Source organism: Caulobacter sp. GW821-FHT09A05 (assembly GCF_059418465.1).
On the sequence record NZ_JBWKPX010000001.1, the window covers coordinates 192,543 to 209,319 of the forward strand.

A 16,777-nucleotide genomic window follows, 5' to 3' on the forward strand; every position below is an offset into this window, starting at 1 on the left:
CCTCCGAGCGGCCTCGGACTGGAAGCGGGAGGCGTGCGGACGCGTGGGGCCGCTCAGGGATGGGGCCGATACAGTTCGTCGCCCCCCACCACGAGGCAGAGGCAGCCTGTCCGGGCGTCGGCCATGGCGCGTGATGCACGCGCGTCGGACAGGTCCAGGAAGTCGCCGCCGGCATAGCGGCTCAAGCCGACCCGGACGGCGCCCCTCGCCACCAGAAGAAGTTCCGCCGCGTCCGGCAGGACGAACGACGCTCCCGCCGCGGCCCTAAGCAGATGGACGGACTCGCCAAGGCCGCTGACGCCCCGGAGCGGCGCACTCATGACGTCCCGGCCGGCCCCACGCCAACGCCCGACCACTATGCGCCTCAGGGCGCGTGGGAGCGGTCCAGCCGCCGAAGGCGCCTCATGGCGGCCACGAGCGGCCGCCAGCCCGCCGTCGGGAACGTTCGGCGAGGTCACCGCTGTCGAACGCCGACCGGCCATCTCTCCCAGGGTCAGCCTGCATTGCCGGCAGAGGTCCAGATGCGCGACCACCGCCAGCGCCGCGCCCGGCGCCAGGCCCCCGCGGCCGTAGTCCGATAGCAGCGCGGCCGAGGGGTGCTCGAAAACCATCGACGATCCTTCCTCGCCCGGCGGGGCCCCGCCAGACTTAGGCGTGCTTCACGTGCATACGGAGAGCTTCGGCGTCGATATCGGCGCCTTGGCGATCCGGGCGGCCTCGCCCCGCGCCACCCATGGCCGGGCCTCTCGTCGGAGCCAACCGTCGAGATCTCGCGAACGCTTCGTACCAGATCCCGCCAAGGACGCCGTGGGCCATGTTTCAGGCGGCGCTCAAACGACGCTCCCAGGCCAGCGCGTCCCCGACGATTTTCTCCAGCGTCTCATGTGACGGAATCCACCCGAGTTGGGTCTTGAGCCGCGTCGGATCGGCCACGACGATCGGCGGATCTCCCGCCCGCCGGGGAAACTCCCGCACGGCCAGCCGGTGGCCGGCGGCGTTCTCGACGGCCCCGATCACCTCCCGGACGGAGAAGCCGTGCCCGTAGCCGCAATTGAAGGCGCCAGACACGCCGCCCGAACGCAAGTGGCCAAGCGCGAGGGCGTGCGCGGCGACAAGGTCGCTGACGTGAATGTAGTCCCGTACGCCGGTGCCATCCGGTGTTTCGTAATCCACGCCGAAAATTCCGATGTAAGGCAGGAGCCCAAGCGCGGCCTGGCAGGCGCGTTTGACGAGGTGCGACGCCTTGGGCGTTGATTGCCCCGACCGGCCCAACGGGTCGGCGCCGGCGACGTTGAAATAGCGCAGAGCGATATAGCGCAGGCCCGTCGCACGGGCGGTGTCCTGCAGCATCCATTCGGTCATGAGCTTGGAGCGACCGTAGGGGTTGGCCGGCGACTTGGCGGCATCCTCCCCGATCACCGCCTCCTGGGAAGCGCCGTAGATGGCGGCCGTTGACGAGAAGATGAAGTGCTTCACGCCGCTCCGGACGCAGGCCTCCAGCAGGTGACGCGTCTTGGACGTATTGTTCTCATAGTACAGCAGCGGGTTTTCGACAGACTCGGGGACAACGGTCGAGCCCGCGAAGTGCAGGACCGTGTCTATGTCGTGGTCGGCGAGAATCCACTGGACCAGCGCTTGGTTGGCGATATCGCCCTGGAAGAAATGTGCGGCGCCGGGAACCAGAGACCTAATTCCAGTCGAGATGTTGTCAAGCACACAAACGTCTTCACCCTGCTCCAGTAGCGTCAAAGCCATGTGACTGCCAATATATCCAGCGCCACCCGTGATGAGCACCGTCATGATTTCACCCTATGAAACCAGAAATGAGTGTGAAATAACGCTCACACCCTTGGATTTATAAGGGAAATTCTAGATGTATTTACAGAACACCTTCACTCAAAGGATATTTCTATGTCTTTATTTCTGCTCTGCGCGAGGCGCTAGCGCCACCATGGATCGCTCCCACGAAGCGGCGACGACCGTAGCGGCCTGAGGCGCGGTCCCGCGCACGACCCGGTGCAGCGAGGCCGTGATGGCCAGGAGCACGAGGAAGCCGTCATAATAGGCCATCGAGAGAGCCGCGCCCCCGACCAGCATGGCCACGATGCTCACCTGAAGCATACGCGCCAGCAGGTTGGCCCAGCCAAGGTCCGGACGGCCGCGCGTCGCCGCGAGCACGAGGATCGTGTTGAGAGCGGCGGCCGCGATCATCAGCAGGTAGAGAGCCAGGCCCACGAACCCCGTGTCGCCCAACACCTGGAAGTAGATGCTGTGAGCCGCCCGGCCGGCCCTCAGGCTGCCCGGGGACTGGAACTGCCGCGCGACCGGATCAAGCTCGACGGCGGAAAACCCGCCGCCGGTGAGCGGACGCGCGGTCGCGATGTTGACGCTGGTGGCCCAGGCCGCGACCCGGCCCTCGAACGAGGCGTCTTCGCTGTAGGTCTGGATCGTGGACATCCGCTCGAACCAGCTCGACGGCACCACGCTTGGCAGCGCGGCCGCCATCACCACCCCCACCACCACGAACTTGGCCGCGGCCCGGGTTCTCAAGACATAGGCCACGGCCGCCGCGCCCAGCGCCAGCAAGGCGCCGCGGGAATAGGTGCCGACGATCGTCAGCAGGGAGAAGCCCAGGACGGTCAGGCACGTCAGGCGGGCCAGTGGACTGCGGCTTGTCGCCTGCAGGTAGTTCATCAGCGGCAGCGCGATGACCAGGGCCAGGGCGAGCGAATTGTTGTCCGCGATCATCGTGTCATCGGGGCCGTAGACGCGCTGCCCCCCACCGGTCAGCAGCATATGGCCGCCACCCTTGACGGCGTAGTAGCCAAGCGAAGCCACGCAGATCCAGAGCACCGCCTGGATGCGCGCCTTGGTGTTCGCCAGCGTCGCGACCGCCAGGACCAGGACGATCGTCTTGATCGCGCGGCTCCAGATCGTCATCGAGTATGCTTGATCCAGGGCGAGGTAGGTGGCCAGGCAGGCCCACAGCGCGAAGAGGCCGATGAACACCGTGAACGGGTTCAACGGAACCAGCTTGCGCTCCTTGGAGATCATCCACGCCAGACCTGTCAGCACGGCGATCGGGAAGTTGAGCGGGAAGCCCATGAGGAAGCCATAGACTTCGCGCTGGGGGTTCATCATCGCGATCCAGAGCCAGGCCACGAGACCCACGATGGGGGCGCGCAGGATCATCGGTATGATGCCGATCAGAGCGGCCAGGAGGATCAGATCGCGCATGGAGGGCCTCGTATGCGCCACAAGGTGCGCTGGGGCGCCCGGCTGCTCTGCGGCAAATGATGGTCCTCGGGCCGCTTTCCCGCGCCAGCTGCCCGGATGTGGACGCCGCCGCCCGATTGCTGGGGCGCGAATGTCATTTGCGCGTGCGGGCCTGGGCGCATTGTCGGGCAATGGGCCCAGGAGACCCGACATGACCGGCATTCTGTTCGCTCTGGAGATCATCGCCTTGCTGGCGGTGGCGTGGTGGGTCTACCGGCGGGCGGACGCGGGCGAGGACGCCGCCGAAGCGGGGCTGCTCGGCATGAAGTCGGGCAGGCGCGCTCCGGTGGACGCCGCTCCGAAGTGGAAGGCCTCCCCCCGTCGCGGCGCGCCCCGCGTTCCGCCGGCGTCGGAGGCGCCCGATGTCAGTCGTGCGGAACCGAGATGGAAGACCGTCCAACGTCGGCCGGGACGGCCGTTCTAGACGTCCGGGCGGCGCGCGCCAGCGCCGCGATGCGGCCGGCGTTGTGCGCCCAGGTGTAGGGCGTCTGCTCGACCGTGCGCCGCGCCTCGGCGCCGAGTTCGCGGCGAAGCTCGATGTCTCCGCACAACCGCAGCAGGGCCGCGGCGAAGGACGCCTGGCTCCCTACCGTGAACAGCAGGGCGTTGCGGCCGTCGGCCAACACCTCGCGGATGTTCGGCTGGTCGGGCGCGATGATGGCGCGGCCCAGGGCCATGTATTCGAAGAGCTTCAATGGTGATGCGTAGGGGGTCGAAGCGGTCTGCAACGCAATGTCGAAGGCCTGCGTGTAGGCGGCCACCCGCGGGTGCGGCACGCGGCCCACACAGTGCAGGCGCGCGCCCACGCCGAGCGCCTCGGCCCGAGCCTGCAGGTGCGGCAAGCTCGGGCCGTCCCCGACGATCAACAGGTGAACCTCCGGCGGCAGCCGCGGCAACGCCTCCACGGCCCAGCCCACGCCATGCCAATCGCGGACGAAGCCGACAAAGCCCAGCACCACGGCGGCGGTTGGCAAGCCGAGGTCCCGACGCAGGCGCGCGCCGGAGCCGGCCGCCGGAAACCGTCGCGGATCCGCGCCGTTGGCGATCACGTGCACCCCCTCCGGTCCGACGCGGGCTCGTCGCACCTCGGCGGCCAGTACTTCGGTCACGGGCAGAACCGCGTCCGCCCCTCGCCAGAGCGCCGTCTCGCAGGCGCGCGCCACGGAGGTCAATTGCAGCTTGCCAAAGGAACCGCGCTCCGCCGCCAGGGGGGAGTTCACCTCCAGCAGCATCGGCAGGCGATGACGCTTCCGCAGCAGAAGGCCGGCCAGCAGGAAGAGGTTGTAGCGTTCGTAGAGCACGTCCGGCCTGAACGCGCGCACATGGCTTCGCAGCCTCAGATAGGCTGGGATATTGTAGGCCAGCTCGAGAAGCTCGAACACCGCGGACGGAAGCAGCCGGCGCAACAGGTCCGTGGTGCGTTCGAGCTGGCTGCTGGCGCCCGCCGCCTGGGCCTCATCGGCCGAGGTGGGCCCCACGACACACACCAGGTGTCCCTGGTTTCTGAGGGCGGCGACGACCTCGGTGATGTGGACCCGCATGCCGTCCGACGCGGCTATCCGGTGGTGGTAGAGGATGCGGAGCGGGCGCTGATCCATGCTGGGCCTAGTCCTGGACAGGGATGGCGAGAGCGATCGCGAAGGCGGGCTCACTGGGATAGCTGGCGTCCATCCGCGGGGTCTGGGCCTTCACGAAGCGGTAGGCTTCCCGGGCCTGGGCGGATCCGGTCGCGTTGATGATCGAGGCCAGGGAGGCCCGCGCGAGCGCGGCGTAGCCTCCTCCCCAATCTGGATAGTCGAGTGTGGTCACGGGCTGGCGCACCGGATCGAACGTGGCCTTGAAGGCCTCGGGCCAGGTCGAGAACAGGCGCGTCGACTTCGGGTCGGCCACGAACAGAAAATACGGGGTGCCGTAGATCGGGTCGTACCCGCGCTTGTCGTTGGTGAAGCGGCCGGCCACGAAATTGGTCATCCAGGCCATGATCGTGCGCGCCTGCGGGTAGCCCATGCTGTCGATCCAGCCGAGCACCATGACCAGGTAGTCGCTCTGCCACGGCGGCGTGGCGCCTTCCTGGGCGTAGGGGCCCGGCAGGTAGCCGCGCAGGTCGCCGGCGCCGGCGAGTTCGTCGCCCTTCACGTATCGGCGCACGATCTCGTCCAGATTGCCTTTGAGCTTGGCCTCGAAATAGCGCGGCAAGGGGCTGTCGCTGGGCAGGATGTAGGCCGCGTTGGCCAGCGTTCGCAGGGACCAGGCGACGGCGCGGACCTGGGACCCCAGCAGGATGCCCGCCGCCTGGCCGCGATACTCCGGATTCATCGACAGAAGGTCGAACCCCGCCTGCATCGCAAGTTCATCGCGATAGTACTGCGAGCCTGTGAGCAGATAGGGCAGATAGGTGAGCGACGGTTGATGGGCGTCGTCGGGCTGCCAGCGCGTGTCGCGGATCTCGTACCTCCGGCCCAGCACGCCGGGCGCCGCGACGCCGCGCTTGTCCACCCAGACCAGGGGGTGCTGGTCGATGTTGATCGGGCCGCCGGTGTGCACGTCGCGGACGTGCCAGGGGATGGATCCCGCCGCGTCGGCGTTGGCTAGAAGCGTCTCCTGGTTCTCCCGCGACGGATCGAGGAGATAGAACACCGCCCAGGCGGGCAGCGGCCCGATGTCCGCACGTCCTCCGGTGGCGGGCATGTGGAGCGTGACGCTCGCCGACCCGAGCGGCCGATCGTTGCGGGTCGCCAATTTGTGAACGGCGTCGGTCGCGCGCCGATCCGGCTGGAAACGGGCATAGCGCGGCACGGCGCCCGTGGCGATCAACAGGTCGAGGTCCGGCGTCACCCGCGGCGGCGGCGCCCTGTCGGCGCAGATCACCTTGTGCCAGGTCGCATAGGGGTAATGCGCGACGCCCTGGACCCGGTAGGCCGGCGTCCCATCAATACTCAACCTCACATCATAGACCTGGGTCGAAATATCCGGGTTCAGCGCGATGTCGTTGTGGAAGATCACATCCACGCGGGGCGCGCCCACCGCCGGCGTCCACACGTCGAACACCACCTGGACGCCGTGCATGCGCTCGGAGGCATAGCGTCGTTCCCGCACCAGCGGCCCGTTGAGCCAAGGCCTCTCGCCGCCGCCGGCGGCGGCCTGCGCGAGATTCCGCAGGTCGATGTTGAAGGTCTCGACCCGATTGGTGCGAGTATGGAAGGTCAACGCCAGCTGGACGTTCGGCACGCGCCGCGGAGGGGCGGCCACCGCTGGCGACGGGCCGGCGGCCGCTGTTGCGATGACGCCGTCGAGCGCTCCCCCTTGCGCCATGCCAGGCGCCTGGATGGTGATGATCGCGTGGCGCACGGAGCCGTCGGGGTACAAGGCCTTGGCATCCATCTGCGACCGCGCGATCGCGCCTCCCAGCTTGACCGCCAGGCGCGAATTCGGCCTCACCTGGCCGCGCCGGAAGACTTGGCCGAAAGAGACGATCCGCTTGGCGATGGCGCCGTCGGCGTCGTTCGTGATGCGAAATCTCGCGGCTTCGCCCTTGAACGGCTCGGCCGCGGCCGGCGCGCAGGGCGCGAACCCCAACAGAAGGATGACGAGCAAAATCCAACGCATGTCTGATCCGACGCTCCCGGCAACGCCAACGGGACAACAGGTCCGGCCGGCGCTACGCCCAGGCGAGGGGCGCTCAGGCCAGGGTGGCGCCCAGCGGCCGCGACGGCCGGGTCATTTGACAGGTTGAGGGTTTCTCGCGCCGCACGGGGCTCTAGTGAGCCCGACCCGTCGCAAGCAGGCGGGCGGACCTGTCGATGACGCGGCCGATGGTGGTGCTTCGCAAGACCCGCTCCCACGTATAGTCGGACCCGAGAAGATCCAGGGCGTGATTGGCCAGGTATTCCGGCAGGCGCGACCAGCTCTTGCCGATCGGCGGGGCCGTGCGCCACGCGGTAAGTCCAAGATAGTGGCGATAGAGCCGCTTTCCCGGCGTCGCCGCCACGAACAGCCAGGGCTTGCGGGCCGACGTGTAGTGAATGATCGCCGGCGACCGCGCGGCCCGCGCGATCGCGGCATGATCGGCGAGCGATGTCAGCCGGCGGGGGCGAAGCATCCTGGCCTGGAGGTTCCAGCGATAAGGCAGGACCTTGGTCGTGGCATGAAGGATCGCGTTGATCGCGTCCTGATCATGGAAGACGAGATTATCGCCTTCTCGCGCGATGAAATCGGCGAGCCGCCTTGTCAGATCATCGGAGCGCCACCTGGCCAGGTTCAGCAGGAGGACGCCGGCGTTCACGTAGGAACCCTCGCGCGGCATGCCCAGCGCCTCGCGGCGCCCCAGGCCGAAGGGATCCGGAACGGCGGCCAGGACATGATTCCGGACGTCTGTTCGCCATAGGCTCATCAGGTCGTCCACGACGATCAGGTCCGAGTCCAGGTAAAGGATCTTGTCGATGGAGTTGTCAAGTATGCTCGCCGCGAACAACCTTGTATAGGTTTCCATCGTTATATGATGCGATGTGTATAGGTTTTGATTGTTATTCCAGTAGTAGATCCGAAGTCGAAAATTGTCGTGTCCACCCAAGGATCCGGCCAGTTTCGCCTCCAGGGCGGAGTCTCGACGGCTCGATATCAGGTGCACGTCCAGGAAGTTATTCGCGTTGTTCAGCAGCAATGAAACCAGGGCGACGGCCAGGTGCTGGTAGTAACCGGGGTCGCAGCAGAACAGGACCGTGATCGTCCTGTCCGCCGCCCTGGCCTGTTCGCCGGGCGTGCGCCCCGCGAGCGGCGGGGAGATCTCGTTCGGAGCGGCGTTCACGGCGTTGGCCCCGTATCGGCGGGCTTCGGCGCCCCCTTCCACGTCCCGCGCGCCAGGAGGGGCGCGACGATCCCCTTGAGGGCCAGCCTCCAATAGGATCTCGTCCAACGAACCCCAGGCCAGATCTTCCGCGCCCGCGCGATCATCCACGCGTAGCGCCGCCCATTGTCGAGGGCGTTCGAAGCGTCGCCCACCAGTTGACGGGCAAGCGCCCTCAGGGCTTGACGTTTCAGTTGCGGGGCGTTGGCGACCACCGCCGAGTTGTGGTCGAAGAAATCAACGAAGGCCTCGTATCGCTGTTGGTAGTCCGCTGGCCCCTTGTACCGGTCGCGCATATTGTTGGCGTGCAGGCGGACATAGCCCTGGACCGCGCCGATCACGCCGACGTTGCCGTAGGCGGCGCAGCGCAACCACATCTCCAGATCGCCCGAATGCAGCAAGTGGGGGCGGTAGCCGCCGATCCGCTTCTGGATGCTGCTGCGCACGACGACGGTGGCGGTCTCGACCAGATTGACCGGGCGGGCGCACAGGTCGCCGATGAAGTCGACGCCCCTGCAGATCGCCGCGCCGTCGGCGTCAAGGCTTTCGGGGAGCTGATCGAGTTCATCCTCGTGCGAAAAACGGATGGCGCGCCCGTGCACGAAGGCGACGTCGGGATGGCTCTCCATCAGCCCGACCGCCCGCGCCAGGGCCCCGGGCGCCGCCAGGTCGTCGGCCGAGAGGAGCAGCAGATAGTCCGCCCGCACCCAGCCGATGCCTTCGTTGAAAGTGGCTATGTGGCCCTGGTTCACGCGATGGGCGATGACCTCGACCCGGTCATCCTCCGCGGCGATCTTGCGGGCCTCCGCCGCCGAACCGTCGTCCGAGGCGTCGTCGATGATCAGAACGCGGATCGGAATTCGCGTTTCCCGCAGAACGCTGGCCACGCACCGCCGCAGGTAACGGCCATAGTTGTAGCAGGGAACGATGACATCGACGCCAGCCGGTTTCACGATCCCGCCCCCATGGCGATGGTCCGCAGGGTCGCCGGCCGCCGCCCGTCTTCCAGTTCCCACGCTCCAGGCTCGTGGAACACGCCAAAGTGCGTGTCCAGCATCGGGTGCCTGACGTGGAAGGAGCCGCCGCCCTGGGCGCAGATGAGCTTCTGAAAGCCCTTTTCGCGCACGAGGATCTCGATCCTGTAGTGCTCGGAGATCAGGGCGAGCGGCGGCGTGAGCAACTCGATCGCACCCCGACCCGACGAGGGGGCGACGACAATCCCGTCCAGTTCGGTGCTGTAGCAGCAGCAGGCGACGCCGTCCGACCGCACGATCGAAATCACGAAATTGGGGGCGTCCACGAACCGGGTCGTGGTGTAGTCGACCCGCACCCGCATTCTTTCGCCGTGGTCGAATATGGCCCTTGGCGCGTGGGTCTCGTCCATCACCATGACATCGGTGATGGCGATCGGCCAGTCGGCGGCCTCGTGGCTCGCCCAGGGCACCGCGCTGAGTCGGCAATCGGCCTCGTAGAGTTCAACGCCTTTTTCCGTCGGACCGTCGAATTGAACGCGCCCGCCACGAAGGTAGATGACCCGGTCGCACATGCTCTTGATGCTGAACATGTTGTGGGAGACCAGAATGATCGTCGCGCGCCGTTTCTGCAGGTTCCGCGCGAACTCCATGCACTTTCGCTGGAAGGGCAGGTCTCCGACCGACAGGACCTCGTCCAGAAGCAGGATGTCCGGTTCCAGGTGCGCCGCGACGGCGAACGCCAGACGAACGTACATGCCGCTCGAATATCGTTTCACCGGCATGTTGATGAACTCTTCGAGTTCGGCGAAGGCGACGATCTCGTCGAACTTCCGCTCCGTCTCGGATTTCTTCATGCCGAGGATCGCGCCGTAGAGAAAAATGTTCTCGCGCCCGGTCAGCTCGCCGTGAAAGCCCGTGCCGACTTCGAGCAGCGACCCCAGGCGGCCATGGATGCGAGCCTGCCCCGTGGTCGGGGCCGTCACCCTTGAAAGCACCTTCAGCAAGGTGCTCTTGCCCGCGCCGTTGAGGCCGAGAACGCCGACATTCTCGCCGTGCCGGATCTGGAACGAGACGTCCTTCAGCGCCCAGAAGCTCTCGGCGGGGCGGTTGGGCTCGCGCCCTCCCTTGAGCGCGGCGCTGAAGGCGGAGGCCAGGATGTCACGAACCGTGTCGTGCCGCCGACCGCGACCCTGGAGCCGATATTTCTTGCCAAGTCCCCGCGCCTCGATGGCGATCGAACCCGCCGGATCAGATGACGTCCGCAAAGGAGCGCTCCATCTTCTTGAAGTAGACCAAGCCGCCCACCAGGCAGGCCGAGATGATCACGCAGCTGATCGCGATCGCTCTGAAATCCGGGTGGCCGTCACGGAGGAGCACCCAGCGGAAGCCCTCGATCACCCCGACCATGGGGTTAAGGCTGTATAGAAGCCGCCAGCGCTCAGGAACGATGGCCATCGGATAGGCAATAGGCGAAGCATACATCCAGACCTGGATGACGAATGGCAGCGCATGCATGACATCGCGAAACCGAACACTCAAAGGTCCAAGCCAAAGCGCCACGGATAGCGAGAGACCGAGGGCCACCAGAAGAAATAGTGGCAAGAGAAGAATGTATATGGTGATCGGAACTTGGTAAAAGGCAAGTATCGCTAGGAGAACAACAAATCCCGCGGCGAAGTCGATAAGCGGTGCGGCCACCATGGCGAGCGGAACAAGCAACCGGGGGAAGTAGATCTTGCGGATCAAATCGGAATCGCCGACCAGACCGGTCGAACCGCGGCGAACGGCCTCGGCGAAGTACATCCAGGGCAGGACGGCGGTGAAGGCGAAAATCGGATAGGGCACGCCGCCCGACGGCATCTTCGCGAAATGGCCGAACACCACGCTGAAGATCGCCACGGTCATGATGGGCTGGATCAAGGCCCATGCGGCGCCGATCGCCGCTTGCCGGTACCGGATCTTGAGCTCCCTCAGGATGAGGAAATAGAGCAGTTCGCGGTACCGCCAGAGCTCCCCCAGCTCCAGCTTCCCCAGGGCTCTGCCCGGGCGGATGTCGATGGACCGGTGATCGGGCTTGGGCAAGGTCGCGGCGGTCATCGGAAGGTCCAATCGATCGGAGGCGCGCGCGTCATCTCAGGCCACTTCGCGCGGCGCGCCGGCCGCCCAGCGTTCGGCGGCCAGGGCGAGGCGCAATGCGTCCACGACCTCGTGCTGGTCGCCTTGCGTCATCTGCGGATAGAGGGGCAGCAGGATGCAGCGGCGATGCGCCTGTTCGGAATGGGGTAGCGATCCGACGCCCATCCCCGCATAGGGCGCCTCCAGGTGCGAGCACATGACGCCGCGCCGGGTGGCCACCCCGCCGTCCAGCATCGATTGCATGATCCGCTGCTGGTCCACGCCGTCGGGAAGGCGGACACAGTAGCTCTGCCAGTTGCCGCGAGCCCAGGCCGGCTCGCACGGAGTCCTTACGCCCGGAACTTCGGCGAGCATGCGCTCGTAGGCGGCGGCAAGCGCCCTGCGGCGCGTCACGATTTCCGGCAGACGCTCAAGCTGCCGGCGGCCGATCGCGGCCTGAATGTCGGTCATCCGGTAGTTGAACCCACTGACCGGGTATTCCTCGAACACGACATCGCTGGCGTGATGGCGCGCTGTATCGGGCACGCTCATCCCGTGCTGGCGCAACAGCCGGAACTGGCGATCCCAGTCGGCGTGCCGGGTCGTCAGCATGCCGCCTTCGCCGGTCGTGATCACCTTGCGCGGATGGAAGGAAAAACAGGCGACGTCGCCGTGCGGCGCGCCGATCGGCGCCCAGGCTCCGTCGAGGCGGATGTCCGAGCCGATCGCGCAGGCCGCATCCTCGATGACCGCCAAGCCATGCGCGCCCGCGATCGACAAGATGCGCCGGAGGTCGCAGGGCAGACCGACCTGGTGCACGCAGAGGATAGCCTTGCTCCGCGCGCTGATCGCGGCGGCGAGCAGTTCAGGGTCCAGGTTGTAGGTGGCGGGATCGATGTCGACGAAGACCGGCGTCGCGCCGCATTGCCGCACCACGTTGGCGGTGGCGATGAAGCTGTGACTGACGGTGATGACCTCATCCCCGGGGCCGACGCCAGCGACCAGCAGCGCGAGATGCAGCGCCGTCGTGCAGTTCGAGACCGCGCAGGCGTAGGGCGCCCTCACCCGATGCGCGAACTCGGCCTCGAAGGCTGCGACCTGCGCGCCCTGGCTGAGCCAGCCGGACAGAACGGCCTCGGCCGCGGCCTGGGCCTCGGATTGGTCCAGCAGGGGTTTCGTGATCGGGATCATGCCACCTCTCCTTTCGTCGCCGCGCTCCTGGCCTTTTCCGCGCGCCACCAGGCGACCAGGCCGCGCAGACCATCCTCGAGGGAGACCTTCGGCGCGTAACCGATCCGCTCCATGGCCAGGGAAATGTCCGCGAGGCGCTTGGGCACGGGGTTCACGGCGCGCTCCCGCTCATGCACCAGCATCAAACCCTTGCCGCCCATCGCCTTGGCGGTGAGCTCCGCCAGACGGGCCAGACTGGTTTCCTCCCCGCTGCCGATATTGAGCACGAGGTCGCTCGCCGGCGCGCGCGCCGCGAGCAGGTTGGCGCGGGCGATGTCGTCCACATGCACCATGTCCATGGTCTGATCGCCGGCGCCGAACACGATCGGCGGCAGTCCCGCGTCGATGCGCTCCATCCAGCGGATCAGCACTTCGGTGTAGCGGCCATGGACGTCCATGCGCGGGCCATAGGCGTTGAAGTAGCGCATCGCGACATAGTCCAGCCCGTGCATGTCGTTGAAGGTCCGCAGCAGGCCTTCGGCGAAGGTCTTCGCCGCGCCATAGAGCGTGCGGTTGGCGTAAGGGTTATGGTCTTCGCGGGTGGGGAACGACGAGGCCATGCCGTAGATCGACGCCGACGAGGCCATGACGACCTTCCGCACCTTCGCCGCGACGCACGCTTCCAGGAGGTCGTAGGTGGCGTTGACCATCACCTCGATGGCGCGGCGCGGCTCGGCCGCGCATTGGGTGATGCGCAGCGCGGCCAGATGGAAAACGGTGTCCGACCCGCTCACCAGATCGTTCATCAGCGCGCGATCGCAGATGTCGCCCTGCACCAGGCGAACCCGGCCGCTCGCGAGCGAGAGGGCGAGATTGTCGCGCCGGCCGCGCACCATGTCGTCGACCACGACGATCTCGCCAGCGCCGGCCATGAGGAGATGATCGACCGTACGGCTGCCGATGAAGCCGGCGCCGCCCGTGACGAGCACCTTGCGGCCCGACAGGTCATAGAGGGGACGGGTCATCGCGAGGTCTCCGCCAAGACCTCGCGGCCGTCTCGGTAGCCGATCAACTGGGCCGGACAGCCGGCCACCTTCGAGAAGGCGGGCACGTCCTTGGTGACGACGGCGCCGGCCCCGACAATCGCCCCGCGGCCGATCGTGACGCCGGGCAGCAGGATGGCGCTCATGCCGATATCCGCGTCATCCTCGACCACGGTCCGCGGGATGAGGAGGTCCGTCGCTATGATTGGCACGTCGATCGGCAGGCCGGAATGTTTCGAGCCGAGCACCTTGGCGCCCGGCGCCCAGCCGACATTGTCGCCGATCACCAGGTCGCGGGCGTCGAGAAAGGCCTGCGCGCCAATCCAGACCTTGTTCCCGATCTCGCACCTCCCGTCGAACCGGCCATGGATCACGACCTGTTCGCCGATCACCACGCCGTCGCCGATCTCGAACGTCTCGACGTGACGCAGGCCGACGCCCGGTTCGATCCGAAGGCCGGACCCGCACCGCCTGGCCAGGGCGCGGACGCAGGTTCGCCGCATCAGGAAATCGATATGGTCCTCGCCCTGATTGAAGCGGCGGAACAGAGCCATGATCTCGGACGGCGCGCAGCGGTGCGCCAGATCCTGGGCGAACGCGATCTCGAAGGCCGGATCGGGCTTGACCGCCCCCCGGCCGTGAACGGCCCTGGCGATGCGTGCGGGCTCCATCAGGCGGCCTTTCCGTGAAGCGATGAAGACGTCTTGCACACGTCACGCAGGGCGTCGCAGACCGCGTCCACCTGCTCGTCCGTGATGCCGGGAAACATCGGCAGCGACAGGGTTTCGTCCGCCAGCAGCTCGCTGGCCGGGAAGTCGCCGCGCCCGTAGCCGAGGTCCGCATAGGCCGGCTGCAGGTGCACCGGGATCGGATAGTGGATGTTGGTTCCGACGTCGGGGGCGAGCTTGGCGCGCACGGTGTCGCGATCGGGAACCCGGACCGCGTACACATGGTAGACGTGGTTGCGGCTCCGTGGCGGCGCGGGCTGCTGGACGCCGGCGCCGGCCAGGTTCCGGTCGTAGCGCGCCGCGGCGTGGCGGCGCATCTGCGTCCAGCTTTGCAGATGGGGCAACTTGACGTTCAGCAGGGCGGCCTGGAGTTCATCCAGGCGATAGTTGAAGCCCTTTTCGACGTGCAGGTATTTCCGTTCCTGCCCCCAGTCCCGCAACAGCCGGACGCGGGCGGCCAGGTCGGCGCGGTGCGTGGTGACGGCGCCGCCTTCGCCGCAGGCCCCGAGGTTCTTGCCCGGATAGAAGCTGAAGCAGCCGATGTCGCCGATGGCGCCGGCGCGGCGTCCGTCCAGCTCGGCGCCGTGCGCCTGGGCCGCATCCTCGATTACGATCAGGTCATGGGCGCGGGCGATCGCCATGATCGGAGCCATGTCCGCCAGGCGCCCATGCAGGTGCACCGGAACGATCGCCTTGGTCCGCGGCGTGATGGCGGCTTCGAGCAGCGCCGGGTCCATCGTCCAGGTTTCGGGATCGATGTCGACAAGCCGGGCGGTCGCCCCGGCGTACTGGATCGCGGCCACGGTGGCGACGAAGGTCGAGGGCGTGGTGATCACCTCGTCGCCCGGCCGGACGCCGGCCGCGAGCAGGGCCAGGTGCAGCGCCGAGGTTCCGGTGTTGACCGTGACGGCATGGGGACAGCCGCAGAACGCCGCGAAGGCCGCCTCGAACACCGCGTTGTGCTCGCCCAGGACAAACTGGCCGCTGGCGATCACGCGGCGCGCCGCCTCGGCGAGCTCGGGCTCGAGCGCGCCGTGCTGAAGCTTGAGGTCGAGAAACGGGATCATGACGCTCTCCGCTGAGGATTCAGCTCGACGGGATGGCCGCGCATGCTCATCGAACGGGTCGCCGCCTCGAGCATCTCCACGACCTGGAGGCCCAGGCGACCGTCCGTGATCGGGGTCAGGCCGTCCCTGATGCAGGCGATGAAGTGCGTCGTTTCGGTGAGGACGGGTTCGGCGGTGGACAGCCGCGGCGCCCACATGTCGCCGATCCGGTAGCTGACCAGCATCTGGTAGATTTCTTCGGGGTCGGCGGTCAGGCTGACGCCGCGATCATAGACCTTGATCTTCTCGCTGGGCTCGAGATCGTCCCAGACGATCATCTTTCGGGTCCCGGCGACCAGCACCCGCCGGACCTTCACCGGCGCCAGCCAATTGACGTTCAGGTGCGCGACCGCGCCGCTTTCCAGATAGAGCGTGATCTGCGCCATGTTCTCGGGCGCCCCGCGCACATGGCTGATCCCGTTGGCGGAAATGGCGGTGGGCGGGCTGTCGAGAACATGTTGCAGGATCGCCAGATCATGCACCGCCAGGTCCCAGATGACGTTCACGTCGCGCTGGAACAGACCCAGGTTGATGCGCGTCGAGTCGTAGTAATAGATCTGCCCCAGATCGTCGGCCGCGATGAGTTCCTTCATCTTCTGCACGGCGCTGGAATAGACGAAGGTGTGGTCGACCAGCAGGGTCAGGCCGCGCTGCTCCGCCATCTCGATCAGTTGGCGGGCCTGGTCGGAGTTCTCGGTCATCGGCTTTTCGACCAGCACGTGCCGGCCGGCCTGCAACGCCGCGCGGGCGATCTCGTAGTGGGTCCGCACGGGGGTCGCGATCGCGATCGCATCGATCTCCGGATCGGCCAAGGCTTCGCGCCAATCGGCCAGCAGGCGCGCATGGGGGTAGCGCTTCCCGGCGCGGGCCAGGCTGGCGGGCGACGAATCCGCGATGGCGACAAGGCGGCAGTCGTCCGTCTCGGCGAAGCACCGCGCCAGATTGGGGCCCCAATAGCCGTAACCGATCACCGCGACGCCGATCATGTGCGAACTTCCTGTGCTGGCCGAAGATGCGCGGGACGACGCGCGTCCCGCAGGGGCCGGGCGGGATTGCCGGCGACAATGGCGTGGGCGGCCACGTCCCGAGTGACCACCGCCCCGGCGCCTACCAGCGCGCCCTCGCCGATGACGACGCCGGCGAGGATCGTGGCGTTGGAACCGATCGAGGCCCCTTGGCGAACGATGGTCGCAACGACCCGCCAGTCCGCTTCCGTCTGCAGGCCGCCGCCCGCGATCGTCGCCCGTGGGTACAGGTCGTTGGTGAACATCACCCCGTGGCCGACGAAGACATCGTCCTCGATGACAACACCTTCACAAATAAAGCTATGAGATGAAATCTTGCATCGCGCGCCGATTTTCGCCCGTTTCTGGACTTCCACGAACGCGCCTATGCGAGTGAAATCACCAATGACACACCCGTACAAGTTTACGAGTTCTCTTTGAGGGATTTCTACGTTCAATCCAAGAGATGTGTCGCTAGTAATGGACATGTCCCACAAGATCCCACACTGGAATTCAGC

16 protein-coding genes and 1 pseudogene are annotated in these 16,777 nt (G+C 66.8%); 1 reads left to right on the forward strand and 16 read right to left on the reverse strand.

Translation table 11 applies throughout. The features are described 5' to 3' along the window. Nucleotides 1–53 precede the first annotated feature (53 nt). From AC07NX_RS00890 to AC07NX_RS00905, 4 genes and pseudogenes are all read right to left on the reverse strand, one after another. Complete coding sequence (locus AC07NX_RS00890) at nucleotides 54–320, reverse strand: hypothetical protein (RefSeq protein ID WP_494638603.1); 267 nt, start codon at nucleotides 318–320, stop codon at nucleotides 54–56. Nucleotides 321–509: 189 nt separating this feature from the next. Next, nucleotides 510–611 (reverse strand): annotated as a pseudogene (locus AC07NX_RS00895) (hypothetical protein); the annotation flags it as partial. 208 nt (nucleotides 612–819) lie between these two features. Continuing rightward, nucleotides 820–1,800, reverse strand: coding sequence for a UDP-glucose 4-epimerase GalE (gene galE, locus AC07NX_RS00900; RefSeq protein ID WP_494638281.1), 981 nt, complete (start codon nucleotides 1,798–1,800; stop codon nucleotides 820–822). 117 nt (nucleotides 1,801–1,917) lie between these two features. Further along, nucleotides 1,918–3,237, reverse strand: a complete 1,320-nt coding sequence (locus tag AC07NX_RS00905) for a putative O-glycosylation ligase, exosortase A system-associated (protein WP_494638283.1) — start codon at nucleotides 3,235–3,237, stop codon at nucleotides 1,918–1,920. Nucleotides 3,238–3,427: 190 nt separating this feature from the next. Between AC07NX_RS00905 and AC07NX_RS00910 the strand changes: the two genes are divergently transcribed. Continuing rightward, entirely contained in the window at nucleotides 3,428–3,700 is a 273-nt protein-coding gene (locus AC07NX_RS00910; protein WP_494638285.1) for a hypothetical protein, read from the forward strand. Here the strand turns inward: AC07NX_RS00910 and AC07NX_RS00915 are convergent. From AC07NX_RS00915 to AC07NX_RS00970, 12 genes are all read right to left on the reverse strand, one after another. Then, entirely contained in the window at nucleotides 3,642–4,874 is a 1,233-nt protein-coding gene (locus AC07NX_RS00915; protein ID WP_494638287.1) for a glycosyltransferase family 4 protein, read from the reverse strand. The genes AC07NX_RS00910 and AC07NX_RS00915 overlap by 59 nt on opposite strands. A gap of 7 nt (nucleotides 4,875–4,881) precedes the next feature. Further along, nucleotides 4,882–6,882 (reverse strand): hypothetical protein, encoded by a 2,001-nt coding sequence (locus tag AC07NX_RS00920; RefSeq protein WP_494638289.1) that lies wholly within the window; start codon nucleotides 6,880–6,882, stop codon nucleotides 4,882–4,884. A gap of 151 nt (nucleotides 6,883–7,033) precedes the next feature. Beyond that, the gene (locus AC07NX_RS00925) at nucleotides 7,034–8,080 is read right to left on the reverse strand and encodes a glycosyltransferase family 8 protein (protein WP_494638291.1); all 1,047 of its coding nucleotides are present in this window, start codon (nucleotides 8,078–8,080) and stop codon (nucleotides 7,034–7,036) included. Continuing rightward, nucleotides 8,077–9,072, reverse strand: coding sequence for a glycosyltransferase family 2 protein (locus tag AC07NX_RS00930; RefSeq protein WP_494638293.1), 996 nt, complete (start codon nucleotides 9,070–9,072; stop codon nucleotides 8,077–8,079). Before AC07NX_RS00930 ends, AC07NX_RS00925 begins: the two co-directional genes overlap by 4 nt. After that, nucleotides 9,069–10,358 (reverse strand): ABC transporter ATP-binding protein, encoded by a 1,290-nt coding sequence (locus tag AC07NX_RS00935; protein WP_494638295.1) that lies wholly within the window; start codon nucleotides 10,356–10,358, stop codon nucleotides 9,069–9,071. Before AC07NX_RS00935 ends, AC07NX_RS00930 begins: the two co-directional genes overlap by 4 nt. Further along, a complete protein-coding gene (locus tag AC07NX_RS00940; RefSeq protein ID WP_035090961.1) occupies nucleotides 10,342–11,190 on the reverse strand; it encodes an ABC transporter permease in 849 nt (282 codons plus the stop codon). The genes AC07NX_RS00935 and AC07NX_RS00940 overlap by 17 nt, the downstream gene beginning before the upstream one ends. Nucleotides 11,191–11,226: 36 nt before the next feature. After that, nucleotides 11,227–12,399 carry a DegT/DnrJ/EryC1/StrS family aminotransferase gene (locus AC07NX_RS00945; RefSeq protein WP_494638297.1) on the reverse strand — a complete coding sequence of 391 codons (1,173 nt, stop codon included), beginning with the start codon at nucleotides 12,397–12,399 and terminating at the stop codon, nucleotides 11,227–11,229. Further along, nucleotides 12,396–13,403, reverse strand: coding sequence for an NAD-dependent epimerase/dehydratase family protein (locus AC07NX_RS00950; protein ID WP_494638299.1), 1,008 nt, complete (start codon nucleotides 13,401–13,403; stop codon nucleotides 12,396–12,398). Before AC07NX_RS00950 ends, AC07NX_RS00945 begins: the two co-directional genes overlap by 4 nt. After that, entirely contained in the window at nucleotides 13,400–14,092 is a 693-nt protein-coding gene (locus AC07NX_RS00955) for an acyltransferase (protein ID WP_494638301.1), read from the reverse strand. Before AC07NX_RS00955 ends, AC07NX_RS00950 begins: the two co-directional genes overlap by 4 nt. Next, nucleotides 14,092–15,216: a DegT/DnrJ/EryC1/StrS family aminotransferase gene (locus AC07NX_RS00960; RefSeq protein WP_494638303.1), complete on the reverse strand. Its 1,125-nt coding sequence runs from the start codon at nucleotides 15,214–15,216 to the stop codon at nucleotides 14,092–14,094. Before AC07NX_RS00960 ends, AC07NX_RS00955 begins: the two co-directional genes overlap by 1 nt. Next, a complete protein-coding gene (locus tag AC07NX_RS00965; RefSeq protein WP_494638305.1) occupies nucleotides 15,213–16,241 on the reverse strand; it encodes a Gfo/Idh/MocA family protein in 1,029 nt (342 codons plus the stop codon). Before AC07NX_RS00965 ends, AC07NX_RS00960 begins: the two co-directional genes overlap by 4 nt. Next, nucleotides 16,238–16,747 (reverse strand): acyltransferase, encoded by a 510-nt coding sequence (locus AC07NX_RS00970; RefSeq protein ID WP_494638307.1) that lies wholly within the window; start codon nucleotides 16,745–16,747, stop codon nucleotides 16,238–16,240. The genes AC07NX_RS00965 and AC07NX_RS00970 overlap by 4 nt, the downstream gene beginning before the upstream one ends. Nucleotides 16,748–16,777 lie beyond the last annotated feature (30 nt).